General features: G+C 64.1%; 24 protein-coding genes. 14 read left to right on the forward strand and 10 right to left on the reverse strand.

All coding sequences use genetic code 11. The annotated features are described in order from the left end of the window. Positions 1-204 precede the first annotated feature (204 nt). On the forward strand, positions 205-945 hold the full coding sequence (locus CP958_RS17700) for a tyrosine-type recombinase/integrase (RefSeq protein WP_197706420.1): 741 nt from the start codon (positions 205-207) through the stop codon (positions 943-945). Between the two features lie 161 nt (positions 946-1,106). Here CP958_RS17700 and CP958_RS17705 read toward each other — a convergent pair whose 3' ends face one another. Both CP958_RS17705 and CP958_RS17710 read right to left on the reverse strand, forming a co-directional pair. Continuing rightward, positions 1,107-2,378 carry a HipA domain-containing protein gene (locus CP958_RS17705; RefSeq protein ID WP_096703520.1) on the reverse strand — a complete coding sequence of 424 codons (1,272 nt, stop codon included), beginning with the start codon at positions 2,376-2,378 and terminating at the stop codon, positions 1,107-1,109. After that, positions 2,368-2,709, reverse strand: coding sequence for a helix-turn-helix transcriptional regulator (locus CP958_RS17710; protein ID WP_096703521.1), 342 nt, complete (start codon positions 2,707-2,709; stop codon positions 2,368-2,370). Before CP958_RS17710 ends, CP958_RS17705 begins: the two co-directional genes overlap by 11 nt. Positions 2,710-2,925: 216 nt before the next feature. On the opposite strand from CP958_RS17710, the gene CP958_RS17715 reads away from it, so the two are divergent. Both CP958_RS17715 and CP958_RS26005 read left to right on the forward strand, forming a co-directional pair. Further along, positions 2,926-3,114 (forward strand): hypothetical protein, encoded by a 189-nt coding sequence (locus CP958_RS17715; RefSeq protein ID WP_197706421.1) that lies wholly within the window; start codon positions 2,926-2,928, stop codon positions 3,112-3,114. 153 nt (positions 3,115-3,267) lie between these two features. After that, positions 3,268-3,906 carry a hypothetical protein gene (locus tag CP958_RS26005; protein WP_141400562.1) on the forward strand — a complete coding sequence of 213 codons (639 nt, stop codon included), beginning with the start codon at positions 3,268-3,270 and terminating at the stop codon, positions 3,904-3,906. Positions 3,907-4,312: 406 nt separating this feature from the next. Here the strand turns inward: CP958_RS26005 and CP958_RS17720 are convergent, their stop codons facing one another. The 3 genes from CP958_RS17720 to CP958_RS17730 are packed head-to-tail and all read right to left on the reverse strand — an operon-like array spanning position 4,313 to position 6,733. Further along, complete coding sequence (locus CP958_RS17720; RefSeq protein ID WP_096703522.1) at positions 4,313-4,504, reverse strand: hypothetical protein; 192 nt, start codon at positions 4,502-4,504, stop codon at positions 4,313-4,315. Continuing rightward, positions 4,501-5,907, reverse strand: a complete 1,407-nt coding sequence (locus CP958_RS17725) for a type IV secretory system conjugative DNA transfer family protein (RefSeq protein WP_096703523.1) — start codon at positions 5,905-5,907, stop codon at positions 4,501-4,503. The genes CP958_RS17720 and CP958_RS17725 overlap by 4 nt, the downstream gene beginning before the upstream one ends. Positions 5,908-5,932: 25 nt before the next feature. Continuing rightward, positions 5,933-6,733: a TIGR02391 family protein gene (locus CP958_RS17730; protein WP_141400563.1), complete on the reverse strand. Its 801-nt coding sequence runs from the start codon at positions 6,731-6,733 to the stop codon at positions 5,933-5,935. A 645-nt stretch (positions 6,734-7,378) separates the two neighbouring features. Between CP958_RS17730 and ettA the strand changes: the two genes are divergently transcribed. The 3 genes from ettA (at position 7,379) to CP958_RS17745 (ending at position 10,559) form a co-directional block, all read left to right on the forward strand. Further along, positions 7,379-9,058: an energy-dependent translational throttle protein EttA gene (ettA, locus tag CP958_RS17735; RefSeq protein WP_096703525.1), complete on the forward strand. Its 1,680-nt coding sequence runs from the start codon at positions 7,379-7,381 to the stop codon at positions 9,056-9,058. Positions 9,059-9,068: 10 nt separating this feature from the next. Beyond that, entirely contained in the window at positions 9,069-10,034 is a 966-nt protein-coding gene (locus CP958_RS17740) for an ankyrin repeat domain-containing protein (protein WP_096703526.1), read from the forward strand. 84 nt (positions 10,035-10,118) lie between these two features. After that, positions 10,119-10,559, forward strand: a complete 441-nt coding sequence (locus tag CP958_RS17745) for a CBS domain-containing protein (protein WP_096703527.1) — start codon at positions 10,119-10,121, stop codon at positions 10,557-10,559. Between the two features lie 60 nt (positions 10,560-10,619). On the opposite strand, the gene CP958_RS17750 is transcribed toward CP958_RS17745, so the two are convergent. Beyond that, a complete protein-coding gene (locus CP958_RS17750; protein ID WP_096703528.1) occupies positions 10,620-10,811 on the reverse strand; it encodes a hypothetical protein in 192 nt (63 codons plus the stop codon). Positions 10,812-10,973: 162 nt separating this feature from the next. After that, entirely contained in the window at positions 10,974-12,428 is a 1,455-nt protein-coding gene (locus CP958_RS17755) for a hemerythrin domain-containing protein (protein ID WP_096703529.1), read from the reverse strand. A 321-nt stretch (positions 12,429-12,749) separates the two neighbouring features. Here CP958_RS17755 and CP958_RS17760 point away from each other — a divergent pair, with 321 nt between their 5' ends. Then, a complete protein-coding gene (locus CP958_RS17760; RefSeq protein WP_096703530.1) occupies positions 12,750-13,160 on the forward strand; it encodes a hypothetical protein in 411 nt (136 codons plus the stop codon). Between the two features lie 9 nt (positions 13,161-13,169). Here the strand turns inward: CP958_RS17760 and CP958_RS17765 are convergent, their stop codons facing one another. Together CP958_RS17765 and CP958_RS17770 are read right to left on the reverse strand one after the other, a co-directional pair. Further along, a complete protein-coding gene (locus CP958_RS17765) occupies positions 13,170-13,643 on the reverse strand; it encodes a low molecular weight protein-tyrosine-phosphatase (protein WP_096703628.1) in 474 nt (157 codons plus the stop codon). Between the two features lie 59 nt (positions 13,644-13,702). Then, a complete protein-coding gene (locus tag CP958_RS17770) occupies positions 13,703-14,422 on the reverse strand; it encodes an aspartyl/asparaginyl beta-hydroxylase domain-containing protein (protein ID WP_141400564.1) in 720 nt (239 codons plus the stop codon). Between the two features lie 150 nt (positions 14,423-14,572). On the opposite strand from CP958_RS17770, the gene cobB reads away from it, so the two are divergent. The 3 genes from cobB to CP958_RS17785 all read left to right on the forward strand — a co-directional run bounded on the left by cobB (position 14,573) and on the right by CP958_RS17785 (position 19,265). Then, positions 14,573-15,295 carry a Sir2 family NAD+-dependent deacetylase gene (cobB, locus tag CP958_RS17775; protein ID WP_096703532.1) on the forward strand — a complete coding sequence of 241 codons (723 nt, stop codon included), beginning with the start codon at positions 14,573-14,575 and terminating at the stop codon, positions 15,293-15,295. 184 nt (positions 15,296-15,479) lie between these two features. Next, the gene (locus tag CP958_RS17780) at positions 15,480-17,369 is read left to right on the forward strand and encodes a potassium transporter Kup (protein WP_096703533.1); all 1,890 of its coding nucleotides are present in this window, start codon (positions 15,480-15,482) and stop codon (positions 17,367-17,369) included. A gap of 3 nt (positions 17,370-17,372) precedes the next feature. Next, entirely contained in the window at positions 17,373-19,265 is a 1,893-nt protein-coding gene (locus CP958_RS17785; protein ID WP_096703534.1) for a potassium transporter Kup, read from the forward strand. A 2-nt stretch (positions 19,266-19,267) separates the two neighbouring features. Here the strand turns inward: CP958_RS17785 and CP958_RS17790 are convergent, their stop codons facing one another. Continuing rightward, on the reverse strand, positions 19,268-19,612 hold the full coding sequence (locus CP958_RS17790) for a hypothetical protein (RefSeq protein ID WP_096703535.1): 345 nt from the start codon (positions 19,610-19,612) through the stop codon (positions 19,268-19,270). Between the two features lie 202 nt (positions 19,613-19,814). Between CP958_RS17790 and CP958_RS17795 the strand changes: the two genes are divergently transcribed. From CP958_RS17795 to CP958_RS17810, 4 genes are read left to right on the forward strand one after another with little or no spacing between them, the layout of a single operon-like run. Continuing rightward, the gene (locus CP958_RS17795) at positions 19,815-20,294 is read left to right on the forward strand and encodes a hemerythrin domain-containing protein (RefSeq protein ID WP_096703536.1); all 480 of its coding nucleotides are present in this window, start codon (positions 19,815-19,817) and stop codon (positions 20,292-20,294) included. A gap of 31 nt (positions 20,295-20,325) precedes the next feature. After that, positions 20,326-22,140: an ATP-binding cassette domain-containing protein gene (locus CP958_RS17800; RefSeq protein WP_096703537.1), complete on the forward strand. Its 1,815-nt coding sequence runs from the start codon at positions 20,326-20,328 to the stop codon at positions 22,138-22,140. Then, a complete protein-coding gene (locus tag CP958_RS17805) occupies positions 22,137-23,036 on the forward strand; it encodes an EamA family transporter (protein WP_096703538.1) in 900 nt (299 codons plus the stop codon). Before CP958_RS17800 ends, CP958_RS17805 begins: the two co-directional genes overlap by 4 nt. Further along, the gene (locus CP958_RS17810; protein WP_096703539.1) at positions 23,033-23,713 is read left to right on the forward strand and encodes an N-acetylmuramoyl-L-alanine amidase; all 681 of its coding nucleotides are present in this window, start codon (positions 23,033-23,035) and stop codon (positions 23,711-23,713) included. The genes CP958_RS17805 and CP958_RS17810 overlap by 4 nt, the downstream gene beginning before the upstream one ends. The last annotated feature ends 13 nt before the right edge of the window (positions 23,714-23,726 follow it).

The raw sequence follows: 23,726 nt of genomic DNA on the forward strand, positions 1-23,726 counted from the left end.
TCAATCTTCCAAATCGTCACGCCCCGAGTGGAGAGCCCCATGGCCTCGTACCAGTACGTCTACGTGATGAGAGTACTTTCCTAATTAATTGACTTTAAACGATATTTTGATACGATACGTCCTAGACAGGCTCTGGACAGGTACGGCAGATCAAGCACTTACGCGCCCGACCTAGACAGAATCTGGACAGAAAGGACGTGGGCCATGCCTCTCCGCGCGGTGATGGGCTTTGCCGCCGGCAAGCGTTACATCCGCGAAAGCCAGGTGTTCAAGGGTAAGCTGCCCGTCGCCAAGGTGGCCCGCGAGGAGTTCACGCCCCAGGAATACCGCAAGCTGCACACCTTTGCGCGGCAGTGGGTCAAGGATACGCGCACCGAACGGAACATCTGGTTTCGCACGATGGCCTACAATTTCGTGTTGGTGATGACCAACACCGGCATGCGGCCTTCCGAAGCGCGGAATCTGCTCTGGCGCGATGTGTCCTTGCAGACGGACAAGCAGGGGCGGGAGTTCGTCCGTCTCAGCGTGCGCGGCAAGGGCAAGCACCGCAACCTTGTCGCGGCCAACAACGTCGCCACCTATTTCGAGCGCATCCGTGCCATCAGCAAGGCGACGGGACCCGATGATCATGTGTTCTCGACCGATGAGGGGAAGGAGGCGCGTACCCTCTATCACTCTCTGGTCGAAAGCCTGTTGACCGAGTCCAAGTTGCTGCACAGCTCCTCGGGCAGCAGGCGCAGCACCTATTGCTTCCGCCACACCTACGCCACCTTCCGCCTCACGGAAGGGGTAGACGTGTATTTCCTCGCGAAGCAGATGGGCACATCCGTCAAGATGATCGAGGACCACTACGGCCACGTCACGCCCGTCAAGAATGCGGATCGCATTCTTCAGGGATTGCCTGGCTGGGAACCGATCCAGCCGTCTCCCACGGAATCGCGCTGAAGCGCGATGGTTTTTCGCACGGGGCCGAGGCCCCGCTTTTGATCAACCTTGGCTGCGCGCAGCCATCCGTCTTTCCCTTTTGCTGGGCGTGGGCCTGTAGGCCCATAAGCGACCGGCTTTTTCGGTCCAGCCCGCCGAGTTCGGCGGCGGACCATGCCTAGTTAAGTGCGATCCTGCCAAAAGCCCGGATAGACGAACGCGCCTCTGATCCGTTCGCAATCGGCTTCGGACACGCCTTCCCCACGCGCCGTTTCGTACCAGCCCTGTTCGACCGTCGCCGCCATGTCGCGGATGATGCTTTCGGCTTCGCCTTGATCCAGCAGGAAACGGGCGCTTTGCGACAGCAGATTCCGCGCATTCGCAAAGCGGCCCTGATCGCCGCAGACCATTGCCAAATCGCGGCGATCCATGCTGACCGGGTTTTGCGGCGTCAGATCGTAGACCGGCGATAGCTTCCATTCCGCGCCAGGAGCGATGACGGCGTGATTGCGCGGGTGGTCGTCGGCGTTGGAGATCAGGGCGTTGAAGCACATGCGGCGGAACAATTCGCCGGCATCCTTCTTGGGAGTCGCTGAAATGCGCCGCAACTCTTCGGCCAGAGCGACATAGGACCATTTGTCGCGCGACTGGTTCGTGTCCTCGGTCCGCAAGATAGTCAAGCCACTCACCATGCGGGCACGGCGGTAGCCACTCATGCCCTTCTCGCGGTCGAAGCGCTTGACCAGCAGAACATCCCGCCCAGCGACGGTGGCGATCTTGCTGGCCTCGGGCGTAATGCCGCACCGCTGGGCCAGCACCAACATCGCCCGCTCGACCCGCGCGTTGTTCCAGCGATCATCGAAGCGCCCGAACTTGGCGAGCCAAAGCCCGTCCTCGTCCTCCACCACCGCTTTTGGGCGCGCGCCGCCCATGGATGTGCCGATGAGCATCAGTTCCTTGATCTGCTCATGCGTGACCTCATCCGGCAGCTTCTCGTCGGCGACAACGGCATCGGCGATGGATTGCAAGGTCTCCAGGGCGAGCGTCTTGTTAAAGCGGCGCAGAGGCGCGGGCGGCGTGGCCCCCAGTCCGAATCCCAACGCCCCAGCCCTGTCGTCGGGCGAATTGAGCAGGTAATCAAGCTCGCCAAGCTGGCCGCCCACATGCCGCTCGATGAGGCGGCGGCCCCAATAGTCGGGGCCGGCATCGCGTAGTGCGCCGAACACGCCCTTGAGGGCCGTGGTCTCAAACGTGCCCCTTTGCAGCTTGAGTTCAACCGGATCGATATCAACGGCATTGGGCCGGTCGAGGTAGCTCTGGCCGTAAACAAAGCGGCCGAGCGGATTGCCGCGCCGATCTTCGGCCAACTCGAACCGCCCAGCGGTGACGAAGCTCGTCTCCCCCGGCAGCATGATATAGACGTAGCACTCCGCGCGGCTGGGCCTAGAAATCATCGCTCAGCCCCTTGCGTTGACGCGGACGCTTTTTCTCGCGGGCGAGTGCTAAAGACCGGCCACGCTCGTCGTGAGTCGGATCGGCGACCGTATCCATCTGATCCAACAGGCCATACACCCAGAGAAGGGCGACATAGGCGGCGGCGCTGCTGGAAGGCTTGCCTTTCTCGGCATCAAGAATGACCCTTGGGCCAGTCCCAATCTTTTCGGCGACTTCAGCCACAGTCAGATTGCGCCGCGTCCGCGCGGTACGCAAATCCGTGCCAAGGCGGCGAAGCGCGATCTCCACCGCGTGGGGGGGGCTCATTAAAAGCTGGTTGCGTGCAGCCATGTTTCCTCAAGAGCGTAGAATCGATAAATTCATGCTCTTGAGAGCATATTCAAGCATACTTAATAAGTCAATAATATGCTCTTGAGAGCATATTATGCGATATAAAAAGCTCTTGAATGTCAATATGACTTATCAGAAGGAGGCTCCTTTTGCCCAATTAGGGCAGTAGCTTTTGGTGGAATTCGAGATGGCTTGGTCCGCGCCCCCCTTGCGGCTATGCCGTGCGTAAGGGTACCCAAACGCGCCGTCGGCAGCACGCTCCTGCTGAAGGGGCTGGAGGCGGATGTCGTGGTGGTCCTCAACGCCCACACGCTCAATGCCAAAAACCTCTATGTCGCCATGACGCGCGGATCGAGGCTGCTGACGGTGTGCTCGCCGAGGCCTGAATTGAAGCCGAAGCAGTAAGTGTCTGTGCGTCGAAAGAGGCGGACAAACCTTCTATCACCTCCATGCCACAACAAGAACTGATTGAAAATCGTGGTCATTAGAGTCAGAAAGGAATAGGGGATTTGGCGGTTAAATTCACCTTGATGGTTGTGCTGGGGAATGAGGTGGCGGATGACTTATATATGGACACCAGAGCTGCGTGAGCTTTTTGATGCGCTTCGGAGATATAAGAGGGCAATGGAGAGATACTCCAGAGCAACCCCATCAATAGATGAGGCAAAAGCCGAGTTAAATTCAGCCATCTCGGGCGTTCAAGAAATTATACTAAAGAAGCATATTGCAGATATGCTAGAGGACGCCACTGAACACACAGGCGATACCGATGCCAGCAAAACAGGACATCAGTTTGCCAAGCGAAGGCCAACAGAATTAATTAAAGATGATATATTTTCATTTGAACTATCCCTAATGAATAATTTTGGATACAGCAAATCATCAGCTAGACGCCTTCTAAAAAGGGCGGCAATTCTTGACACTCTCATTTCCGGGCACGAGATTGGCGACGCGGCAACAAATTTCGCTGAGACGGCAAACAATGCTATCGAGCAAGTAGATGAAGCAAGGGGGATGCCCCGAAAAATTAGAAAGCCGAGAAAGCGCGACATCCTTCGAGGGACGTTGTCTCTTGGGCTCGGGATTGGGGTTGTTGCGGCAAACACGCAATTCCCTCCAACAATGGGCTTCAGCTACGCCGTCGGGTGCGTTGCAGCACACCAAGGCATACGTGATCTTGTCGGCGAAAAAGACTAGACAGGCACAAAATGTAGTGCTATCTGGTCTGGGCATGAATATAGATGGGAATCATGCGCGGCGTGATTATGGCGTTCTAAAAGCCATAGAGGCTGCTTGGGATTGGCCGCTATCGTCAACGCGGCCCCTGACTCCCGTGGAAAAGACACGCCTTAAACACGCATCTGAGTTTGGCTCAATGTTGAGTGCGACGGCGGTCGGTGGCGTTTCCACGCTGAATGCTTGCCCCGCCCTCACGGCCTGTGTCGCGGGTGGCGTTTCCGCAGTAGCGGGATACTATCTTGGAAGTGCTCTCTGGAAAATCTGGTCAGCACGCATCCACCCTCCCACTCCATCAGTCGATTAGCGCCCCTAATAACCTATCCTGCAAATAGCTATGGGCAGGCTGGCTAGCTGTGTCGAGGGGTCAATCGCATGGTGTGCAGCCCCATTCCCGCCGCGCCAGTTCGCGGCGGATGCGGCGCTGGTTGGTGAACGCGATGGTATGTTCGTCGCATAGAACCGGCAGCCGGAACAGCTCCATGGTCACCTCGTGATCGAGGCGCAGCAGCTCCGCCCGCGTCAGGTGGTAAAGCTCGCTCATCGTGTATTCCTTCATCGTCGCCTCCCTTGGTTCGGGCCACGCCCATGGCGGCCTTCCGGCAGGCACAGCGCCGAAGGAGGCGGGCCGCATCGTCTGCGACCGGAACGAAGAGAAGGAGGCCCGCTCGAGGGCCTTGCGGCTATGACGCCGACGCAAAGGCGCACCCTTGCCGGATCAAGGCCGCTATGGGCTGGGCGGAATTGGGAACGACGTTGATGGAATTGCCGGTGGGCGGTTTGGCCTACCGTCTGTGGCCGGGCGACTACATGGTGATCACCAGCCAGCGCCTTGCTGGCATGAGCCGTGTCATCGGCGGCCCCGACAGCGAGCAGGCCCGCCGCGACGACGAGAAAGCCAAGTTCTATACGGAGCGGGCCAAGGAGCTGCGGGCCGAACGGGAGCGGATCGGGCAAGAGCGGGAGGAAAAGGCCGAGCTTCGCCCTGGCGAAGCTCCCAAGACCGCCAGGCAGCACATGGCGGTCAACCGAGCGCAGGAAGCCGAGAAGCGACAACGCCAGCAGCAGGCGCGCACCGAGCATTCCGGCCAACGAGAAGGCAAGCGCGAGGCCAATTCCGAGTCCCCGCGCGTGGCCAGCCGCGAAATCTCGCGCGTCCTTGCCCGCGTCTTCCCATTCCACCATGGCATCGTCCCAGCCCTGATAATCGCCTTGGGTCAGGAAGCGGCGCAGGGTGAACAGGCTTGGATTATCCATCGTCGCAACGAGGTGGAGGATCAACCCCTTGATGAAATTGCGCGCCGACTCGTCCCAATGGGCGTCGCGCGGATCGGTGGACACCACCAGCCCTTCGGCCAGCAGCTCGGCATCGTTGACCACTGACGGGCTGTCGGGATCGAGCAGCGCGAGAGGATTGAGGCCCGCGCGCAGTTCGTCGGGCACATCGGCGACGCCGAAGGGATCGAGCACGAAGACCGGCTGGCCCATCCCTTCGCAGCCTTCCGCACCGCCCCCGCGTCGTGCCGCCGTCAGGGTGGCATTCTCCCCCTTGGGATCGAGACAGACCACCGAGCCAGGATAAAGGCAGAGGTTGGGAATGATGGCGCTGGTTCCTTTGCCCGACCGGCTTCCCGCGATGGTCACGAAATGCCGGTCATCGTCGAGGCCCAAGGGCACGCAATCGGCAAACTGCGCGGCGCGCCACAGGCTCTCCAGCGCATTGACCCGCTCGGCCCGCTCCAGCGGCGGCAGCCTGGACGCCTCGACGGCGCTCAGAGCCGCACCGCCGCGCTCATACAGATCGGCCAGAACGGGCCAAGTCTCGGACGCCGGAATCGCCCCGACGAACAACGACGCCCCACCGGCATAGGCCAACCTTTCCACGGCGGCAGGCGCTTCCCACGCCGCCGAGGCGAGTGGAACGTCTGTCGAAATGCCGAGGCCGCGCGGAAGGGTGAACATGGAAGACGCCTCCCGCTCGCCTCGATCAGGTTGACGCTTCGTCTAGGAGCTTGGCAAGTAGGCTTACGAACGCAATGAATTCGAGGGCACGTTCAGGATCGTCTTTCAGAAATCCGTGTGCGCGGGGATTCCGGAGGCCCGAAACAGCACCAGAGAACATTTGCATAAAGCCTTTTTGCTCATCCTTGTCGGACTGACTGGCAAGATCGTTGAACTTAAGCACGGGAGCATTGGGGGAAAACGCTTTTTCCATGAGCGATGTGCCATCGATTTCAAGGCCGCTGCGAAGCCGAACAAGCCCATTAAGGGCTTTAACAGCAGCCTCGACTGCATTGGCATAGTGGCCGTCTGTATACAGCCGCGATGCCGCTCGAGAGATTTCAGAGTGAAGGTCAAGCCCTTGATAAGCGCGGATCGAATTACCCGCCGCAGGGGCATCAACTTCTCCCACTTTTTCTTTCAAAATATCGAGAGCAGATTTCAAGTTAGACAACAAAGACATTACAGCCTTGGTTATGTCAGGAAGACGCGCGCGGAAACTTCTATCATATCCAGCAAATAGCGCCATTGAATAGAAGCTCAAGCCATCCACAGCATATCGATTATATTCGATTGAATTGTGGCCATATATCCCAATAAGCGTATCATTTATCTTATTTACATGACCGCACAAGACATCATCACCATTTTCCTCGGTCAAAGAATTTAGATTCAGCTGCGCAAGCTCAGCTATTCTCTTTTCAAGACGAGGTATCGCTTGCCTCATTTGTTCGGGAGACAACTGCGCTGGCAGCGGGATAGCTTGGGGAGGCGGTTTTCGTGCCACTGGCTGACTCCGGATGCGACATGATAATTTGACGCGAATTTTAGGGGCAGAATATCATTGCAATCAACGCCAATTAGAATTTACTCACCGAGTCAAATTACCTTTTCGGGTGGTCATCAGGCGGCAAATACCCCTATTTTTCATCAGTTTGCGGGAACCCCACGGCGTTGCCCTGAGGTTCCCAGCAAGAGGCTTCCTCCCAGTTTCCTCTCTGCCGCTACGCTTGGTTCGTGCAACCGGGTCCCTGCGAAGTCCTCTTGCTCCCTCCTGACCCAGTCTCGCCGACGGGCAGGGGGCCGCAGTCGCGTTCCCCCATTCCCAAGGAAGAAAGAGGCCGCTAGGTGTAAGATGACCGTTCGCCCTCTTGCCGAATAAAGCTGGCTGTGCTTCAACACAGGCTTTCTCGGCTATCTATCCGATCCGCCCGCCGCACTTTAGGCGGAGGACCGTGACAGGTAGCTTGGCAAAGCCGGTCGCTGCACTGTCGCAGCTTCATGGAGGAAACCCTGTACCGCCATCTTATGTCCGAATTTGCGAAAATCAGGTCCGCCGTCGTGTGGGCTGATGCGCGTTTTTCGGCCAAACGGTCTGGACAGTTTCTGGACAGGTCGTTTTCAGGCGAAATTATGAAAGGAAATCAATAAGATGGCGAGCTATCAGTACGTCTACGTCATGAAGAACCTGACCAAGGCCTATCCCGGCGGGAAGGAAATCATGAAGGGGCTGACCCTCAGCTTCCTGCCCGGCGCCAAGATCGGCGTGCTGGGTGTCAACGGCGCCGGCAAGTCGACCCTCTTGAAGATCATGGCCGGCATCGACAAGGAATACGGCGGCGAGGCCTGGGCGGCCGAGGGCGTCAAGATCGGCTATCTGGCGCAGGAGCCCCACCTCGACCCCAATAAGGACGTCATGGGCAACGTCATGGAGGCGGTGGCCGAGACCAAGGCGCTGCTGGACCGTTTCGAGGAAGTCTCGGCCAAGTTCGCCGAGGAACTGACCGACGATGAGATGAACGCCCTGATCGCCGAGCAGGGCGATCTGCAGGAAAAGATCGATCATCTCAACGCCTGGGACCTGACGCGGACCATCGAGATCGCCATGGACGCGCTGCGCTGCCCGCCGGGCGACGCCGACGTCACCTTGCTGTCGGGCGGCGAGCGCCGCCGTGTGGCGCTCTGCCGCCTGCTGCTGTCCCACCCCGACATGCTGCTGCTGGACGAACCCACCAACCACCTGGACGCCGAATCCGTGGCGTGGCTCGAGCGCTTCCTCGAGGATTATTCCGGCACCGTGGTGATGATCACCCACGATCGCTACTTCCTGGACAACGTCACCGGCTGGATTCTGGAACTGGAGCGCGGCCACGGCATTCCTTACGAGGGCAACTACACCTCGTGGCTGGAGCAGAAGGGCAAGCGCCTGGAGCAGGAAGAGCGGGAAGAGACCGCCCGCATGCGCGCCATCCGCGACGAGCTGGAATGGGTGCGGTCCTCGCCTAAGGCCCGCCAGACCAAGAGCAAGGCCCGTATCAGCGCCTTCGAGGATCTGGTCGCCAAGTCCCAGGAAAAGGCCACCGGCCCCGCCGTCATCAGCATTCCGCCCGGACCGCGCCTGGGCGGCAAGGTGATCGAGGCCGAGAACGTCTCCAAGGCGTTCGGCGACAACCTGCTGTACGAGAACCTGAACTTCCGCCTTCCCCCCGGCGGCATCGTCGGCATCATCGGCCCCAACGGCGCCGGCAAGACCACCTTGTTCCGCATGATCACCGGCCAGGAGCAGCCCACCAGCGGCAGCTTCACCGTGGGCGAGACCGTGGTGCTGGGCTATGTGGATCAGAGCCGCGATTCGCTGGACCCCGACAAGACCGCCTTCGAGGAAATCTCCGACGGCCAGGAAGAGATCGACCTGGGCAAGCGCAAGATCAATTCCCGCGCCTATGCCGGCCTGTTCAACTTCAAGGGCGCCGACCAGCAGAAGAAGGTGGGCGTGCTGTCGGGCGGCGAGCGCAACCGCGTGCACCTCGCCAAGATGCTGAGCCGCCCCGCCAACGTCATCTTGCTGGACGAACCCACCAACGACCTGGATGTGGAAACGCTCTCGGCCCTGGAAGACGCCCTGGCCGAGTTCCCCGGCTGCGCCGTGGTGATCAGCCACGATCGCTTCTTCCTGGACCGCATCGCCACCCACATCCTGGCCTTCGAGGGCGATTCCCAGGTGGTGTGGTTCGAGGGCAACTACCAGGATTACGAGGCCGACCGTCACCGCCGCCTGGGCACCGACGCCGACCAGCCCCACCGCATCAAGTACAAGCCGCTGAAGCGCTAGGCGAAACGGCATGTCGAAGCACACGGTCATCGCCGCCGCCTGCGCCCTGCTGCTGGCGGCGGGAACCGGCGCCTGGTTCCTGTCGGGCCGCCCGCCGGCCTCGGGCGGTGACGAACTGGCGGCGGTGCCGGGCGACGGTCTGGTCACCTTCGCCCGCATCCAGACCGAGATGAACCGCGCCGGCGCCGGCCGGCCGGCGCTTCCCGCCGACGCCAACGCCGACAAGCTGGAAGCCATCGGCGGCGCGCTGCGCGAATTCCTGGCCGGCAACACGGTCAAGGCGTCCAACATGCTGGACGACATCGACACCGAAATCGACCTGCGCGTGCCCACCGACGAGCAGGTGGAGGCCGACCCGCTGCTGGCCGACAAGGAGGAATGGCTGATCAGCTATTTCGAATTGCTGCCCGACGCCCCCCAGGGCAAGGGAGTCAAGGCCGACACCTATGTCTTCATCCGCTACGCCCTGACGCTTCGGCGGGTCGAGGCGGTGCTGCTGGCCGAGACCATGCCGTCCACCAAGGGCTACGATCTGGTGGCCCGCAAGTCCGAGCCCGAGCCGTCGGTGTTCGACGGCATGAACCTGCGCTTTCCCTGCCGCATGGCCGCCAGCCATCGCGCCCTGCTGGAAGAGACCGCCAAGCGCCTGGGGCCGCTGCAGGGCGGGCCGCTGACCGACTGCCCGACCCCAAAGGGCCGCGACGCCGACTTCAACCTGCTGGAACACATCGCCCGCGACCCAGCCGGGGCGCTGACCGCCGGGGCGGCCGGCAACGGCCACCTGCCGCGTGATCTCAAGACCCCGCTGATGACCGCCGCCGCCAAGGGCAGCCTGGCCGACATCACCAAGGCCATGGACGCCGGCGCCGATCCCCACCGGGCCGACGCGCGCGGCCACACCGCGCTCCACTACCTGCTGGGCAATCAATCCCTGTCGCCCGCCGACCGGGCCCTGGCGGTCAAGCTGCTATACTGATGCCCCCCTCCCTTGAAGGGACTTCGTGCCGCCCCAAACTGTTAAGGGGAGAACCCGGAGTTCCGATCCCAAGGGAGGGTGCCCATGATCGTCAAGACAATCCTGAAGTCCAAGGCCCGCGGCGCGGGCATCATCTCGGTCACCCCCGACGCCAGCGTCGGCGACGCCGCCCGGCTGCTGGCCCAGCATAAGATCGGCGCGGTACTGGTCATGAACGGCGACCGGGTGGCCGGCATCTTGTCGGAACGCGACATCGTGCGCGGTCTGGCAGAGGCGGTCGACGTGTGCATCACCGCCAAGGTCCGCGACCTGATGACCGCCGATGTCTTCGTCTGCCACCAGGACGACACCGTCGAGCGCCTGATGGAAATCATGACCGCCAAACGCATCCGTCACCTGCCGGTGGTGGACGGCAACGGCGATGTGGCGGGCATCGTCACCATCGGCGACGTGGTGAAGTCCCGGCTGGACGAAACCAAGATGGAAGCGGAAAGCCTGCGCGACTACGTGATGGCGGGACGCTGAGGATTTTCGGACCGATCCGACCTCCCCGTCGCGACGGGGAGGCGTTCGCGCGTCTGCGCTTCAGCGCACCTGCCACTCGGGCGCCGGGCCGGAGGACAGGCCGAAGCGGAAATGCGGGCACTCGCCATCCCGATCCTCGTGCCCTTCCAGCCGAGCCGAGGCATTGCAGCAACGCTCCAGCGTGAAGTAGCGGCAGGCGTTGCAGCGGATGGCGATGAAGGGCCGGTCCGGAAGAGCCGTGGTGGCGAGCATGTACGTAGTTCCCCCAGTAACGCCCGATGATTTACCCGAACCAGCGAACCGGCTCAATCGGGTTTACACCCGAAACGGGCTTAATTTTCCCGCCTTATACCTTTGTGCCGCCGGGCCTTCTGTGAAGATACTCACATTGGAGTAATTTTAGAGACACCTTCATCAGGCGGCGGCGGTGATACCCTTGAGGACGTTCCGCAGTTCCTGGCGCTGGGCCTGCCATTCCGCCTCCTCCTCCCGCTCGCGGCGGCGGATTTCCGGGCGGTCGCGGACCTGATGCAGGTAGCGCATGAGATAGGGCATGTGGGCGGCCCGCTCCTGTTCGGTACGGCCCAGATTGGTGATGAAGCGCTCGAGAAAGAAGGTGGTGACCCGACCGAACACCCGGTGGGCGGTCAGGGTCAGGAACTCGCCCCAATGGCCGGCATATTGCTGGTGGGCGAGCAGCAGGTAATCGCGCAGCGCCCCTTCCCGCGCCGTCTGCTGGAAGACCCGGGGCTCCATCTCCTGCTCGTACAGGTCGTGGCAACGCTGCCAGGCGGCGTGCAGCCCCCCGGCCAGATCGCGGGTGGGGTCGAACAGGGATTTCAGCGTCTCGATCTCGGTATTGCCGATGCGCGGCAGGTCGTAGGCCTCGGGCGAGGGCGGCTGCAGCATGTCGCGCAGCGCCCTGGTGGTCTCCTTGACCTGGAAGACGCGGCTGCCGTCGTCCTTGACGCGCTCCACCAGTTTCAACTCGTCCCAGGCCATCCGCCAGCGTTCCAGCATATCGTCGGCCAAGGCGTTATCCACGTAATCCCAGAAGCTGTCGCCGTCCACCGTCCGCCAGTCGCAGCGGGTGGTCATCTGGCGCAGCAGGCGGCTTTTCAGCAGTTCCGGCATGATCAGGCGCTCGACCGCCCGCCGCAAGGGGGGCACGAAGTCGGGCGACAGAACGAAAGGCAGCGGCAGACTGTGGTGGAAGGCGGGATTGTGCTTGTGAAACACCACCAGCACCTCCTCCATGCGCCGGGCCACCGCCTCGGCGCACAGGGCCTCGAACGAGTCGAAACCACCGCGCGGCCGGGGCAGTTCGGCCTGGATGTAGTTCAGGCGGGTCAGCAGATGGGCCAGATGGGGCGGCAGGCTGTATTCCACGTCCTGCTGTGGCGGGGCCTTGGCCGTAGACGGCGGCGGCCCGGACGGCGCCGGCGGCAGGGGCCGCTGATCGGCGGCGGGAGCCATCCGTCGGCCCATGGCGTTGTCCTCGGTCAAAATGTGATCCATCAGGGACGTCCTTATGAAACCCAGCAAAGTGGTGGCGATGTCGCGCCTGGTGTCGGAATCGGTGGCGACCAGATAGCGTCGCCGCAACAGATGGATACGGTCGGCCACCGCGTCATGGCTGTCGCGATGGGCGTAGAAGCTGGGGCAGCCGATGCCGGACAGCAGGTTTTCCTCGCGACTGAAATGGTCGGCGATCAGCCCGACCAGATCGCGCATCACGGCGCCGGTCCCCGGCTCGTCTCCGGCCTCCAGGCAGGCTTCGAAGCCGTTGATCAGGTCAATCAGCGCCCGATGATCGGCATCCAGGTCGGGAACGCCAATGGACATGGCGTCCTGCCATTGAATGGCCATCTCCTTGCCCCTATCGAGTAAGTAGCATGCAAGTTACCGCATGCCCAACCGACCCCATAACAGAGATCAGAACCTGGACATACCATGGTATGTAGAGGCTTTACCCCTCATACCAATGTGTGAATATCGATAATGTTCTTTATCGCGTCTTCATGTAGCAAGTTGTGATACTCGCGACAATCGGGTCCATACCTGAATACTGGGTCATATGGCGCAAGAATATATGCTCTTTCTGCTAGAGATACTTGGCGAACCGAGCCTCTTGCACCGCCGGAGCGGGCGTGTACCCTGGTCTCGGTCGTCAATGCGCGGGAGGGAAACGTGGGTACCATCTATGTCGCCAGGAGCAAGGGGCTGCAGACCTGGGGGGCCGATGTGGGCCTGGGCAAGAATCTCTACGCCATCGGCTATGTGGAGGACGGTACGCCGGAAGAAGTCCTGGCCGCCGGTCTGGCGGGCGAGAAGGACTGGGTGCTGGTCAAGGCCCAGGACGCCGCCGAGGGCGTCGACGAGGCCGCCCTGCTGGAACGCCTGGGCCGCAAGGAGAAGCTGGTCGACCCCACCTATTACCCCCGCATCCGGGGCGCCCGGGGCCTGGTCAAGGTGGACCCGGTCAAGGTCGAGAATTCCATGCGCATCCGCAAGGCCCTGGAAACCGGCCAGGAGCCCAAGGAGATCAAGGTCAAGCCGGCCGATATCGCCCAGTACCTGATCAATAACGCCCTGGGATAAGGCGAGAGGCTAAAGCAGCCTCTGGCGGATATGGGCCAGCAGGCCCGCCGCCCCCGCCTCGATCATGTCCAGAACCCGCTCGAAGCCGTCGCCCTGGCCGTAATAGGGATCGGGAACGTCCCGCAGTTCCAACTGCGGGGCGAAGGACAGGAACAGCGCCAGCCGCTCGCGGTATTCGGGCGGGCAGGCCCGCTCCATCAGGTCCATGTGCCCCCGGTCCATGGCCAGCAGCAGATCGAATTCGTCGAAATCGGTTTTCGTCAACTGACGGGCCCGCAGATGCTTCAGCTCGAAGCCCCGCCGCCGCGCCGCCTCGGTGGAGCGGCGGTCGGGCGGCTCTCCCACGTGATAGGCGTGGGTACCGGCCGAATCGACGCCGATGCGACCGGCCAATCCCTCGGCCTCCACCAGGGCGCGGAACACTCCTTCGGCGGTGGGCGAACGGCAGATGTTGCCGGTGCAGACGAACAGAACCTTGACCACGGACACCACTCCCAGCCTGCGGATGCGCACCCCCGGCACGGGGGCGGGCGAATGGTACGTCAGGCGGTTCCCGGGGTCAAAACATCCGCCCGCTGGCCGGCCCACCGCCACGCCAGCAAGGCGTTGCAGGCCTCCGTCGCCAGGGCTGCGCGGCGCTTGGTCTCCGCCCCCAGGCCGGGCGGCAGCAGCCGGGCCAGAGCGGGCGAGGATTGCATGTCGAGAGCCAGCACGATCCGCTGCGTATCGCCCGGATTCTCCACGCGATGGGGAAAGGTGAAGTCGCCGGCCCAGGGCTGGCCCTCGGCATAGGCCACCGCCTGATGCCCCAGCAGGGTCACGGCGCCGGCCGGCGCATGGACCGGCACCAGGACCCGGCATTCCTCGTGGTGGATGGCCTGGGCCTCGAAGTGCCAGTCGAGCAGCCCCCTCGGCCCCTGCCGCAGGATGTGGACGCCGCGGACGACGGCGGGCAGCCGCGAGATCAGGTCGGAGACCATCGGCATCTCCGCCAGCAGCGGCGTGGGCTTCCCCGCCCCCATGCCGTCGCGCTCCATCAGCGCCATGGCCGTCCAGCTTCCGTCGATGGAACCGAAGCAGGTGCGCGCCTCTTCCCCGGCACTGGCGTCCAGGCGGTCGAACTGGACGGTCAGAGCCTCGGCATCGCAGGCGATGTCCACGGGGCCATGCAGGACCAGACCGCTATGGAGGGTGACGGACTGCCAGGGGTGCAACGGCTCCGGGGCGGAGCGGACGCTCACACGGGACAAGCATGCCGACATCACGTCTTCTCCGTTGATCAAAACAGCATAAGAAATACCATAAGATAATAAATTACAAAATGCAGCAGCTTAAGATTGCAGCCCTTCCCCTTGACCCAAAGGGGACGGCTCGGGTTCGATAGGGCATCGCCAGCCGGCCGGAGATTTCCCATGCCCGCCCTTCCCAAGGAAGGTTCCATCGTCGTGTTGACCGGAGCCGGAATTTCCAAGGAATCCGGCCTGGATACCTTCCGCGACAAGGACGGCATCTGGTCCAGGGTGCGCCTGGAGGACGTGGCGACTCCCGACGGCTTCCGCCGCGACCCGGCCAGGGTGCACGCCTTCTACAACGCCCGGCGGCGCAGTCTGGCGGAAGGCGACATCCATCCCAACCCGGCCCACCAGGCCCTGGCGCGGCTAGAGATGGAATGGCCGGGCGACGTCCTGGTGGTCACCCAGAACATCGACGACCTGCACGAGCGGGCGGGATCGGGGAACCTGATTCACATGCATGGCGAGTTGCTGAAGATCCGTTGCCAGAAATGCGCCAGCCCGTTCGCCTGGACCGGGGATCTGGGGCTCGAGGACAAGTGCCCCGATTGCCACCGGGTGGGCAGCCTGCGCCCCCATGTGGTGTGGTTCGGCGAGATGCCGCTGGATATGGAACGCATCTTCGAGGCGCTGGAGGACTGCGCCCTGTTCGTCTCCATCGGCACGTCGGGCCATGTCTACCCGGCGGCCGGCTTCGTCCAGACGGTCCGCGCCCGGGGCCGCGCCCACACCGTCGAGCTCAATCTCGAGCCCTCGGAGGGTGCTTCGCTGTTCCGTGAAACCCGCATGGGGCCTGCGTCGCGGCTGGTTCCCGCCTTCGTCGAAGAGCTGTTGTCACGCTAACCGCTCTTGACTCCTGGCCCGATATCAGTAGCCATGTGGCCCTGATGTCCAGAGTGCGATGACGTCGGGTCACCACCCGATGTCTGAATCGCCCTCTGATCTGTTGATCGGAAACGGATTCAGCCATGGGCGGGGCGCTCTCGCGTCCCGCCCATGGCATCCGGCTCCAGGGGGGACACCTGATATGACGGCCCATGGCGGAGACGGAAAGTCCCGCAACGTCGCCGGCCTGATGCTCGCCGCCATCGGCGTGGTGTTCGGCGACATCGGCACCAGCCCGCTCTACGCCATGAAGGAAACCTTCAGCGGCCCGCATGCCGTCGCCATGGACCGCGGCAACATCCTGGGCGTGCTGTCCCTGGTGTTCTGGGCCATCACCATCATCGTGTCGTTCAAGTACGTCATCATCATCATGCGCGCCGACAACCGGGGCGAAGGCGGCTCGCTGGCCCTGCTGGCCCTGGTCAGCCACGCGGCCGAGAACAACCGGCGCCTGTCGCTGCTGGTCAGCGCGCTCGGCATCTTCGCCGCCGCCCTGTTCTATGGCGATTCCATCATCACCCCGGCTATTTCGGTATTGTCGGCGGTGGAGGGCCTGCAGGTCGCCGCCCCCCATCTCGAGCAATGGGTGGTGCCGCTGACGCTGGGCATTCTGTTCGTGCTGTTCGCCATCCAGAGCCACGGCACCGATCTGGTGGGCAAGATGTTCGGCCCCGTCATGCTGGTGTGGTTCCTGACGCTGGCCATCTTGGGGATTCGCAATCTGGCCCACGCGCCGAGCGTGCTGGCGGCGCTCAGCCCCCATTACGCCATCTCGTTCCTGTTCCGCGAGGGCTGGCATGCCTTCCTGGCGCTGGGTTCGGTGGTGCTGGCGGTGACCGGCGCCGAGGCGCTTTACACCGATATGGGCCATTTCGGCCGCCTGCCCATCCGGCTGGCCTGGTACATCCTGGTGCTGCCGGCGCTGGTCCTGAACTATTTCGGCCAGGGCGCCCTGCTGATTCACGACCCCGAGGCCATCGCCAACCCATTCTTCAATCTGGCGCCCAGCCATCTGGCGCTGCCGCTGGTGATCCTGGCCACCATGGCGACGGTGATCGCCTCGCAGGCGGTGATTTCCGGCGCCTTCTCGGTGACCCGCCAGGCCATCCAGCTCGGCTTCCTGCCGCGCATGGAGATCATCCACACCTCGGAAGAGGAGATGGGGCAGATCTACCTGCCCTTCGTGAACTGGCTGCTGATGACCATGGTGATGATCCTGGTGATCGGCTTCAAGACGTCCTCCAATCTGGCCGCCGCCTACGGCGTGGCGGTGACCGGCACCATGGTCATCGACGCCCTGCTGGTCGGCACGGTGATGCTGCTGATCTGGAAGTGGAATCCCCGCAAGGTGAAGATCCTGATCGGCGGCTTCCTGGTGGTCGATCTGGCGTTCTTCCTGGCCAATTCCGTCAAGATTCCCGACGGCGGCTGGTTCCCGCTGGTGGTCGGCGGCCTGATCTTCACCCTGTTGACCACCTGGAAGGACGGCCGCAGGCGCCTGCTGGCCCGCCTCAAGGCCGATGCCCTGCCGGTCGAGGATTTCCTGGCCTCGCTGTCCGACCGGGTGCCGCGCGTGCCGGGTACCGCCGTGTTCCTGACCGGCACCTCCGAGGGCGTGCCCATCGCCCTGCTGCACAACATGAAGCACAACAAGATCGTCCACGAGCGCGTCGTGCTGTTGACCGTGATCGTCGAGGAAGTGCCCTTCGTCCCCGAGGAGCGGCGCCTGGAGAATCATCTGCTGGCGCCCAACTTCCACCGGCTGTTCCTGCGCTACGGTTTCATGGAAAGCCCCAACATCCCCAAGGCGCTGGCCCATGCCCGCACCGACCAGTTGGGCTTTTTCTACGAGCCCATGTCGGTGTCCTACTTCGTCTCGCGCGAGACGCTGCTGCCCTCGGAGCGGCCGGGCCTCAAGGGGCTGCGCGACAACCTGTTCGCCACCCTGGCCCGCATGGCGACCAGCGCCATGGACTTCTTTCACCTCCCCAGCAATCGCGTCGTCGAGCTGGGCAGCCAGATCGAGATCTAGGCGATGGAAGCCGCGCCCGCCGAAAAAGCCGGGGTCAAGCGCCTCGGCACCCTGTCGCTGGCCGCCATCGGCGCGGTGTTCGGCGATATCGGCACCAGTCCGCTCTATACGCTCAAGGAATGCTTCGATCCCAATCACGGCATCGCCTCCTCGGCGGAAAACGTCATCGGCATCGCGTCCCTGGTGTTCTGGGCCATCATCCTGGTGGTCACCTTCAAATACCTGCTGTTCGTCATGCGCGCCGACAACCGGGGCGAGGGCGGCATCCTCGCCCTGCTGGCCCTGGCGGTGCGCGCCACCGGCGGCGACCGCGGAATGGTGGGGCCGCTGGTGGCTCTGGGCCTGTTCGGCGCCGCCCTGTTCATCGGCGACGGCATGATCACCCCGGCCATCTCGGTGCTGGCGGCGGTGGAAGGCTTCGAGGTGGGAAGTCCGGGCTTCGCCCCCTTCGTCGTGCCGCTGACCCTGGCGGTACTGATCGCTCTGTTCGCCGTCCAGAACCGCAACACCGAACTGGCCGATCGCCTGTTCGGTCCGGTGATGGTGGTGTGGTTCCTGATCATCGGCCTGCTGGGACTGGCCCAGATCATCGAGTATCCCGCCATCCTGGCGGCGTTCAACCCGCTGCGGGGCGCCACCTTCCTGATCACCCACGGCTGGCTGAGCGTCATGGTCCTGGGCGTGGTGGTGCTGGCGGTGACCGGCGGCGAGGCGCTTTACGCCGATATGGGCCGCTTCGGCAAGCTGCCCATCCAGATGGCGTGGTTCGTCCTGGTGCTGCCCGCCCTGGTGCTGAACTATTTCGGTCAGGCGGCGCTGATCCTGGAAGACCCGGCGGCGGCCCGCAATCCCTTCTATCTGCTGGCACCGGACTGGGCGCTGTATCCCATGGTGATCCTGGCCATCCTGGCCACGGTGATCGCCAGCCAGGCGGTGATCGCCGGCATCTTCTCCCTGTCGCGCCAGGCGGTGCAACTGGGCTATTCGCCCCGCCTGGACATCCGCCATCTGTCCGACGAGGAAGAGGGACAGATTTACGTGCCGCGCGCCAATTGGGGCCTGCTGCTCGGCATCGTCGTGCTGGTGGTCGGCTTCAAGAATTCCAGCCATCTGGCCGCCGCCTACGGCATCGCGGTGACCGGCACCATGGCCGCCACCACCGTCCTGGCCCTGGTGGTGGCGCGGCGTTCGTGGAAGTGGCCGCTGGGCCTGTGCATCGCGCTCGGCACCGTGTTCCTGGCGGTGGATCTGGGCTTCCTGGGCGCCAACCTGCTGAAGGTCACCCATGGCGGCTGGTTCCCGCTGGCGGTGGGGTTCGGCATGCTGCTGCTGATGGCCACCTGGCGCAAGGGCCGCGAAATCCTGTCGCGGCGCCTGGCCGACGGCGCCATGCCGCTGGACATGTTCATGCGGCAGCAGAAGGATTCCACCAGCATCCTGCGGGTGCGCGGCACCTCGGTGTTCATGACCGGCGGCACCGACACCGTGCCCATCGCCCTGCTGCACAATCTCAAGCACAACAAGGTGCTGCACCAGCGGGTGGTGTTCCTGACGGTGCTGACCGAGGACATTCCCCGCGTTCCGGCCCGCGACCGGCTGGTGGTGGAGGGCCTCGCCGAGGGCTTCTACCGCATCACGGTGCGCTACGGCTTCTTCCAGGAGCCGGACATCCCCAAGGTGCTGCGCCTGTGCAAGGCGTTCGGCCTGGAATTCGAGATGATGGACACCTCGTTCTTCCTGGGTCGCGAGACCCTGGTGGCGTCCACCCACCCCGAGATGCCGGAATGGCGCGAACGCCTGTTCGTCATCATGAGCCGCAACGCCGTGGCGGCCACCGACTTCTTCCGCATTCCCGCCGGCCGGGTGGTGGAACTGGGCATCCAGGTCCAGTTGTAGCCTCAGATGATCTTGGCCTCCTCGTCGCCGGAAAATACGCCGGAGACCCCCGACAGATAGGAGCGCATGGACCGGCGGTCCAGCAGCTTGTCCTGGGCGGCGGGAGGAAGATCGGTGAAGGCGATCACCCGCTTTTCCACCAGCACCGCCACCAGATCCTCGACCACGCGGATGAAGGCCAGGTCCGAGGCGAGGAAGCGGGCGGAACCGCGCTCGCCCCCGGTATCGCGGAACAGGAAGTCCAGCACGTCGGGATGACTGGCCGGCAGGCTTTCGGCCGCATTGTCCGCGGCGTGTTCGAACAGCCCGACCACGCGGCCATGGGCATCCCGGCTGACATAGGGCATCGCGTCTTTCCCTGAACCCGATCCGATCACCTCCAGGCTACCCCATCGCCGGCATCCGGTCGCCGGAGAAATGCCTGCATGAAAGATAGGGTTACAGATCGATTCATAGCGTGGGCGGACAGGGACGCGGCGGAATGCTTCACTTAAAGCCATGGGAATACCCCGCACGTAGGGAGCGTCGCGGAACCTCGAGGAGGGTCACATGCGCACCCTGGCCTGGTCCGAACACTTCGCGTTGGGGCACGAACGGATCGACCGCGAGCACCGGCGCCTGCTGGAACTCGCGGCCCGCATCGAGACCGAGGCCGAGAAGGCCGCGTCCATCGACGATATCCTGCCGCTGTGCCGCGACTTCTTCCGGCTGCTGGTCGCCCATTGCTTCTACGAGGAGCAATTGCTGCGCAAGCTGCCGCGCGACCGCTTCGGCGACCATGTGGACGAGCATTGCCGCGGCCATGCCCGCCTGATCAGACAAGCCCAGGCGGTGATGGCCGGGCAGTTGCCCACCGGCTACGACAGCCTGCCCGCCTTCCTCGGCGCCTATTTCGAGCTGATGCACGACCTGCTGGTGGACGATACCGAGTTGGTCGGCTCGCTGATCCGCGAGGGCTATCACCGCCTCGGCACGCCGGAAACACCGCCGGCGTGGCTTCCCCCCGGCCGGGGCGTTTCGCCGGTTTGACATCCTGGCGCCTTGGGTGTAGCCATCCCCCATGGCTCCACCTCCCCTCCTCGCCCTGCGCGACGTACGTCTGACCTTCGGCGGCAAGCCGCTGTTCGAGGGCGTCACCACCTGGATCGCCAAGGGCGACAAGACCTGTCTGGTCGGCCGCAACGGTTCGGGCAAATCCACCCTGCTCAAGGTGCTGGCCGGCGAGATCGCCCCCGATTCCGGCGAGCGTTTCGTCCAGCCCGGCACCTCCATCGCCGTGTTGCCCCAGGACCCCATCATCCTGGCCCCCACCATCGCCGACTATGTGACGCAGGGGTTGCCTCCCGCCGAGCGCGACCAGCTCTACCGGGTCGAGGCGGTGCTGGACGCCATGGGCATCGACGGCGCCCGCGATCCGGTGGTGCTGTCGGGCGGCGAGGGCCGCCGCGCCGCGCTGGCCCGCGCCCTGGTCGGCCAGCCCGACGCCCTGTTGCTGGACGAGCCCACCAACCACCTGGACCTGCCCACCATCCTGTGGCTGGAGGAATGGTTGTCCGCCTATGGCGGCGCCCTGGTGATGATCAGCCACGACCGCCGCTTCCTGGAAACGGTGTCCAGGCAGACCCTGTGGCTGGAGCGCGGCGTGGTGCGCCGGGCCGAATTCGGCTTCGAGAAGTTCCCCGCCTGGCAGGACGAGGTCTTCGCCGCCGAGGAGGCGGAACTGGCCCGCATGGATACCCGCATGCGCCAGGAACTGCACTGGCTGGCCCGCGGCGTCACGGCGCGCAGGAAGCGCAACATGGGCCGCCTGCGCTCGCTGCAGGGGCTGCGCTCCGAGCGGGCCGAACGCAAATCCCAGGTGCTGGAAGCCGGCCGCCAGGTCAATCTGGCGACGGATTCCGGCGACATCTCCGGCCGTCTGGTGATCGAGGCGGACAACGTCTCCAAGGCGTTCGGCGACAAGCGCATCTGCCAGGACTTCTCCACCCGCATCCTGCGCGGCGACCGGGTCGGGCTGATCGGCCCCAACGGTGCCGGCAAGACCACCTTGCTGCGCATGCTGACCGGCGAACTGGCTCCCGATGGCGGGGTGGTGCGCCTGGGGACCAATCTGGAGACCGCCTATTTCGACCAGCGCCGCGCCGCGCTGGACCCCGACAAGAGCGTCTGGGACACGCTCACCGACGGGCGCGGCGACAATGTCTGGGTGCGCGGCCGCCCCCAGCACGTGGTCGGCTACATGAAGGATTTCCTGTTCTCCGAGGCCCAGGCCCGCACGCCGGTACGCGCCCTGTCGGGCGGCGAGCGCAACCGCCTGCTGCTGGCCAAGCTGCTGGCCAAGCCCTCCAACCTGCTGATCCTGGACGAACCCACCAACGATCTGGACATGGACACCCTCGACCTCCTGGAAGAGGTGCTGGCCGATTACGACGGGACCCTGCTGGTGGTCAGCCACGACCGCGACTTCCTCGACCGGCTGGTGACCAGCGTCATCGCCGTGGAGGGTGACGCCGAGGTGTCCGAATATGTGGGCGGCTATTCCGACTATCTGCGGCAGCGGCCCGCCAAGCCGGCCAACGCCGCCCCCAAACCGCCATCCAAGCCCCAGGCCCAGGCCAGGCCGCAGAGCCCCCGCACCCGCCTGTCCTACAACGAGGCGCGCGAGTTGGACCAGTTGCCCGGCCGCATCGACAAGCTGACGGCCGAGATCGCCACGCTGGAAGCCGATCTGGCCGATCCCGCCCTCTACGCCAAGGATGCCGCCCGCTTCCAGAAGCTGGCGGCGCGAGCCGAGGCGGCCAGGGCCGAACTGGACGAGGCCGAGGTGCGCTGGCTGGAACTGGAAGCCAAACGGGAAGAGGCCGGGGGGAAATGACCCGGCCCGACCGCCTGTCGCCGGTGGAGTGGGCCTCGGCCACCCTGGTGGTGACCATCTGGGGACTCAACTTCGTGGCGGCGAAGACGGCGCTGGCCACATTGCCGCCGTTCCTGCTGATGAGCATCCGCTTCGCCTGCACCGCGCTGGTCCTGGCACCGTTCTTCCGTCCGACCCGCGCCCAGTTGCCCGGCACCCTGCTCATCGCCCTGCTGCTGGGGGTGGGGCATTTCGGCCTGATGTTCTTCGGCGTGGCCGGCATGGACGCCGCCACCGCCGCCATCGTCATCGAGCTGTCCATTCCCTTTTCCGCCATCCTGGCCTGGGCCTTCTTCGGCGAGACGCTGGGGACGTGGCGCAGCCTGGGGCTGGCCGTATCCTTCATCGGCGTCGCCCTGCTGGCCGGAGAGCCCCACCTGCCCCGCTTTTCACCATTCATCGCGGTGGTGGCCTCGGGCTTCGCCTGGGCCCTGGCCAACGTGGTGATCAAGCGGCTGGGGCCGATCAATCCCCTGGCGCTCAACGGCTGGATGGCCATGCTGGCCACTCCCATGCTGGCGGGCCTGTCGCTGGCGACCGAGAGCGGTCAGGTCGAAGCCCTGGCCGCCACCGGCCTCAGGGGCTGGAGCGGCGTCGCCTACACCATCGTCTGCTCGACCCTGATCGCCTATACTCTGTGGTACCGGCTGATCGCGCGGCACCCCATGAACCGGGTGGTGCCCTTCACCCTGCTGGGGCCGGTGGTCGGCCTGACCGGCGGCGTGCTGCTGCTGGGCGAGCCGCTGACCTGGCACAAGCTGGTGGGCGGCACACTGACCGTGTTGGGCGTCGCCGTGGTGGAACTGCTGCCCGGCCGCGCCATTCATCGGCCCGACGAACCGGAACCCGGAACATGAACATCATCGACCGCCCCTCGCCCAATTTCGAGCCCCGCCCCGCCGGGGCCGTCATCGATACCCTGCTGCTGCACTATACCGGCATGGAAAGCGGCGAGGCGGCCCTGGCCCGGCTGTGCGACCCGCAAGCCAAGGTCAGCGCCCATTACGTGATCGAGGAGGACGGGCGCGTCTTCGCCCTGGTCCCCGAGGAGATGCGGGCATGGCACGCCGGAGCCTCGTCCTGGCGCGGCGAGACCGATCTCAATTCCCGCTCCATCGGCATCGAGCTGGTCAATCCCGGCCATGAATTCGGCTACCGCGCCTTTCCCGGCACGCAGATCGAGGCCCTGATCCGCCTCGCCCGCGAGATCCTGGCCCGCCACCCCATCCCGGCCCGCAACGTCATCGGCCATTCCGACGTGGCGCCGACCCGCAAGCAGGACCCGGGCGAGCTGTTTCCATGGGCCGAACTGGCCGAGCGCCACGGCATCGGCCTGTGGCCGTGCGGTGAGCCGACGCCGCTGCCGGCCGAGCACGTGCTGCTGGCCGGCCTCGCCCATGTGGGCTACGACATCCATGACCCCAAGGCGGCCCTGGCCGCCTTCCAACGCCATTTCCGCCCGTGGAAGGTGGACGGGCAGATCGACGAGGAAAGTGTCGGACGCCTGCGATCGCTGCTGCGGATCGTGCGGTAGACCGCCCTCGGGC

Source organism: Magnetospirillum sp. 15-1 (genome assembly GCF_900184795.1).
Taxonomy (GTDB): domain Bacteria; phylum Pseudomonadota; class Alphaproteobacteria; order Rhodospirillales; family Magnetospirillaceae; genus Phaeospirillum.

Coding starts and splice junctions, on each gene's coding strand:
- CP958_RS17745 (WP_096703527.1), top strand. CDS start 10,119: ATGATCGTCAAGACAATCCTGAAGTCCAAGGCCCGCGGCGCGGGCATC.
- CP958_RS17705 (WP_096703520.1), bottom strand. CDS start 2,378: ATGATTTCTAGGCCCAGCCGCGCGGAGTGCTACGTCTATATCATGCTG.
- CP958_RS17700 (WP_197706420.1), top strand. CDS start 205: ATGCCTCTCCGCGCGGTGATGGGCTTTGCCGCCGGCAAGCGTTACATC.
- CP958_RS17750 (WP_096703528.1), bottom strand. CDS start 10,811: ATGCTCGCCACCACGGCTCTTCCGGACCGGCCCTTCATCGCCATCCGC.
- CP958_RS17770 (WP_141400564.1), bottom strand. CDS start 14,422: ATGTCGGCATGCTTGTCCCGTGTGAGCGTCCGCTCCGCCCCGGAGCCG.
- CP958_RS17800 (WP_096703537.1), top strand. CDS start 20,326: ATGGCTCCACCTCCCCTCCTCGCCCTGCGCGACGTACGTCTGACCTTC.
- CP958_RS17740 (WP_096703526.1), top strand. CDS start 9,069: ATGTCGAAGCACACGGTCATCGCCGCCGCCTGCGCCCTGCTGCTGGCG.
- CP958_RS26005 (WP_141400562.1), top strand. CDS start 3,268: ATGACTTATATATGGACACCAGAGCTGCGTGAGCTTTTTGATGCGCTT.
- CP958_RS17810 (WP_096703539.1), top strand. CDS start 23,033: ATGAACATCATCGACCGCCCCTCGCCCAATTTCGAGCCCCGCCCCGCC.
- CP958_RS17790 (WP_096703535.1), bottom strand. CDS start 19,612: ATGCCCTATGTCAGCCGGGATGCCCATGGCCGCGTGGTCGGGCTGTTC.
- CP958_RS17710 (WP_096703521.1), bottom strand. CDS start 2,709: ATGGCTGCACGCAACCAGCTTTTAATGAGCCCCCCCCACGCGGTGGAG.
- CP958_RS17780 (WP_096703533.1), top strand. CDS start 15,480: ATGACGGCCCATGGCGGAGACGGAAAGTCCCGCAACGTCGCCGGCCTG.
- ettA (WP_096703525.1), top strand. CDS start 7,379: ATGGCGAGCTATCAGTACGTCTACGTCATGAAGAACCTGACCAAGGCC.
- cobB (WP_096703532.1), top strand. CDS start 14,573: ATGCCCGCCCTTCCCAAGGAAGGTTCCATCGTCGTGTTGACCGGAGCC.
- CP958_RS17755 (WP_096703529.1), bottom strand. CDS start 12,428: ATGGCCATTCAATGGCAGGACGCCATGTCCATTGGCGTTCCCGACCTG.
- CP958_RS17720 (WP_096703522.1), bottom strand. CDS start 4,504: ATGAAGGAATACACGATGAGCGAGCTTTACCACCTGACGCGGGCGGAG.
- CP958_RS17805 (WP_096703538.1), top strand. CDS start 22,137: ATGACCCGGCCCGACCGCCTGTCGCCGGTGGAGTGGGCCTCGGCCACC.
- CP958_RS17725 (WP_096703523.1), bottom strand. CDS start 5,907: ATGTTCACCCTTCCGCGCGGCCTCGGCATTTCGACAGACGTTCCACTC.
- CP958_RS17785 (WP_096703534.1), top strand. CDS start 17,373: ATGGAAGCCGCGCCCGCCGAAAAAGCCGGGGTCAAGCGCCTCGGCACC.
- CP958_RS17715 (WP_197706421.1), top strand. CDS start 2,926: ATGCCGTGCGTAAGGGTACCCAAACGCGCCGTCGGCAGCACGCTCCTG.
- CP958_RS17795 (WP_096703536.1), top strand. CDS start 19,815: ATGCGCACCCTGGCCTGGTCCGAACACTTCGCGTTGGGGCACGAACGG.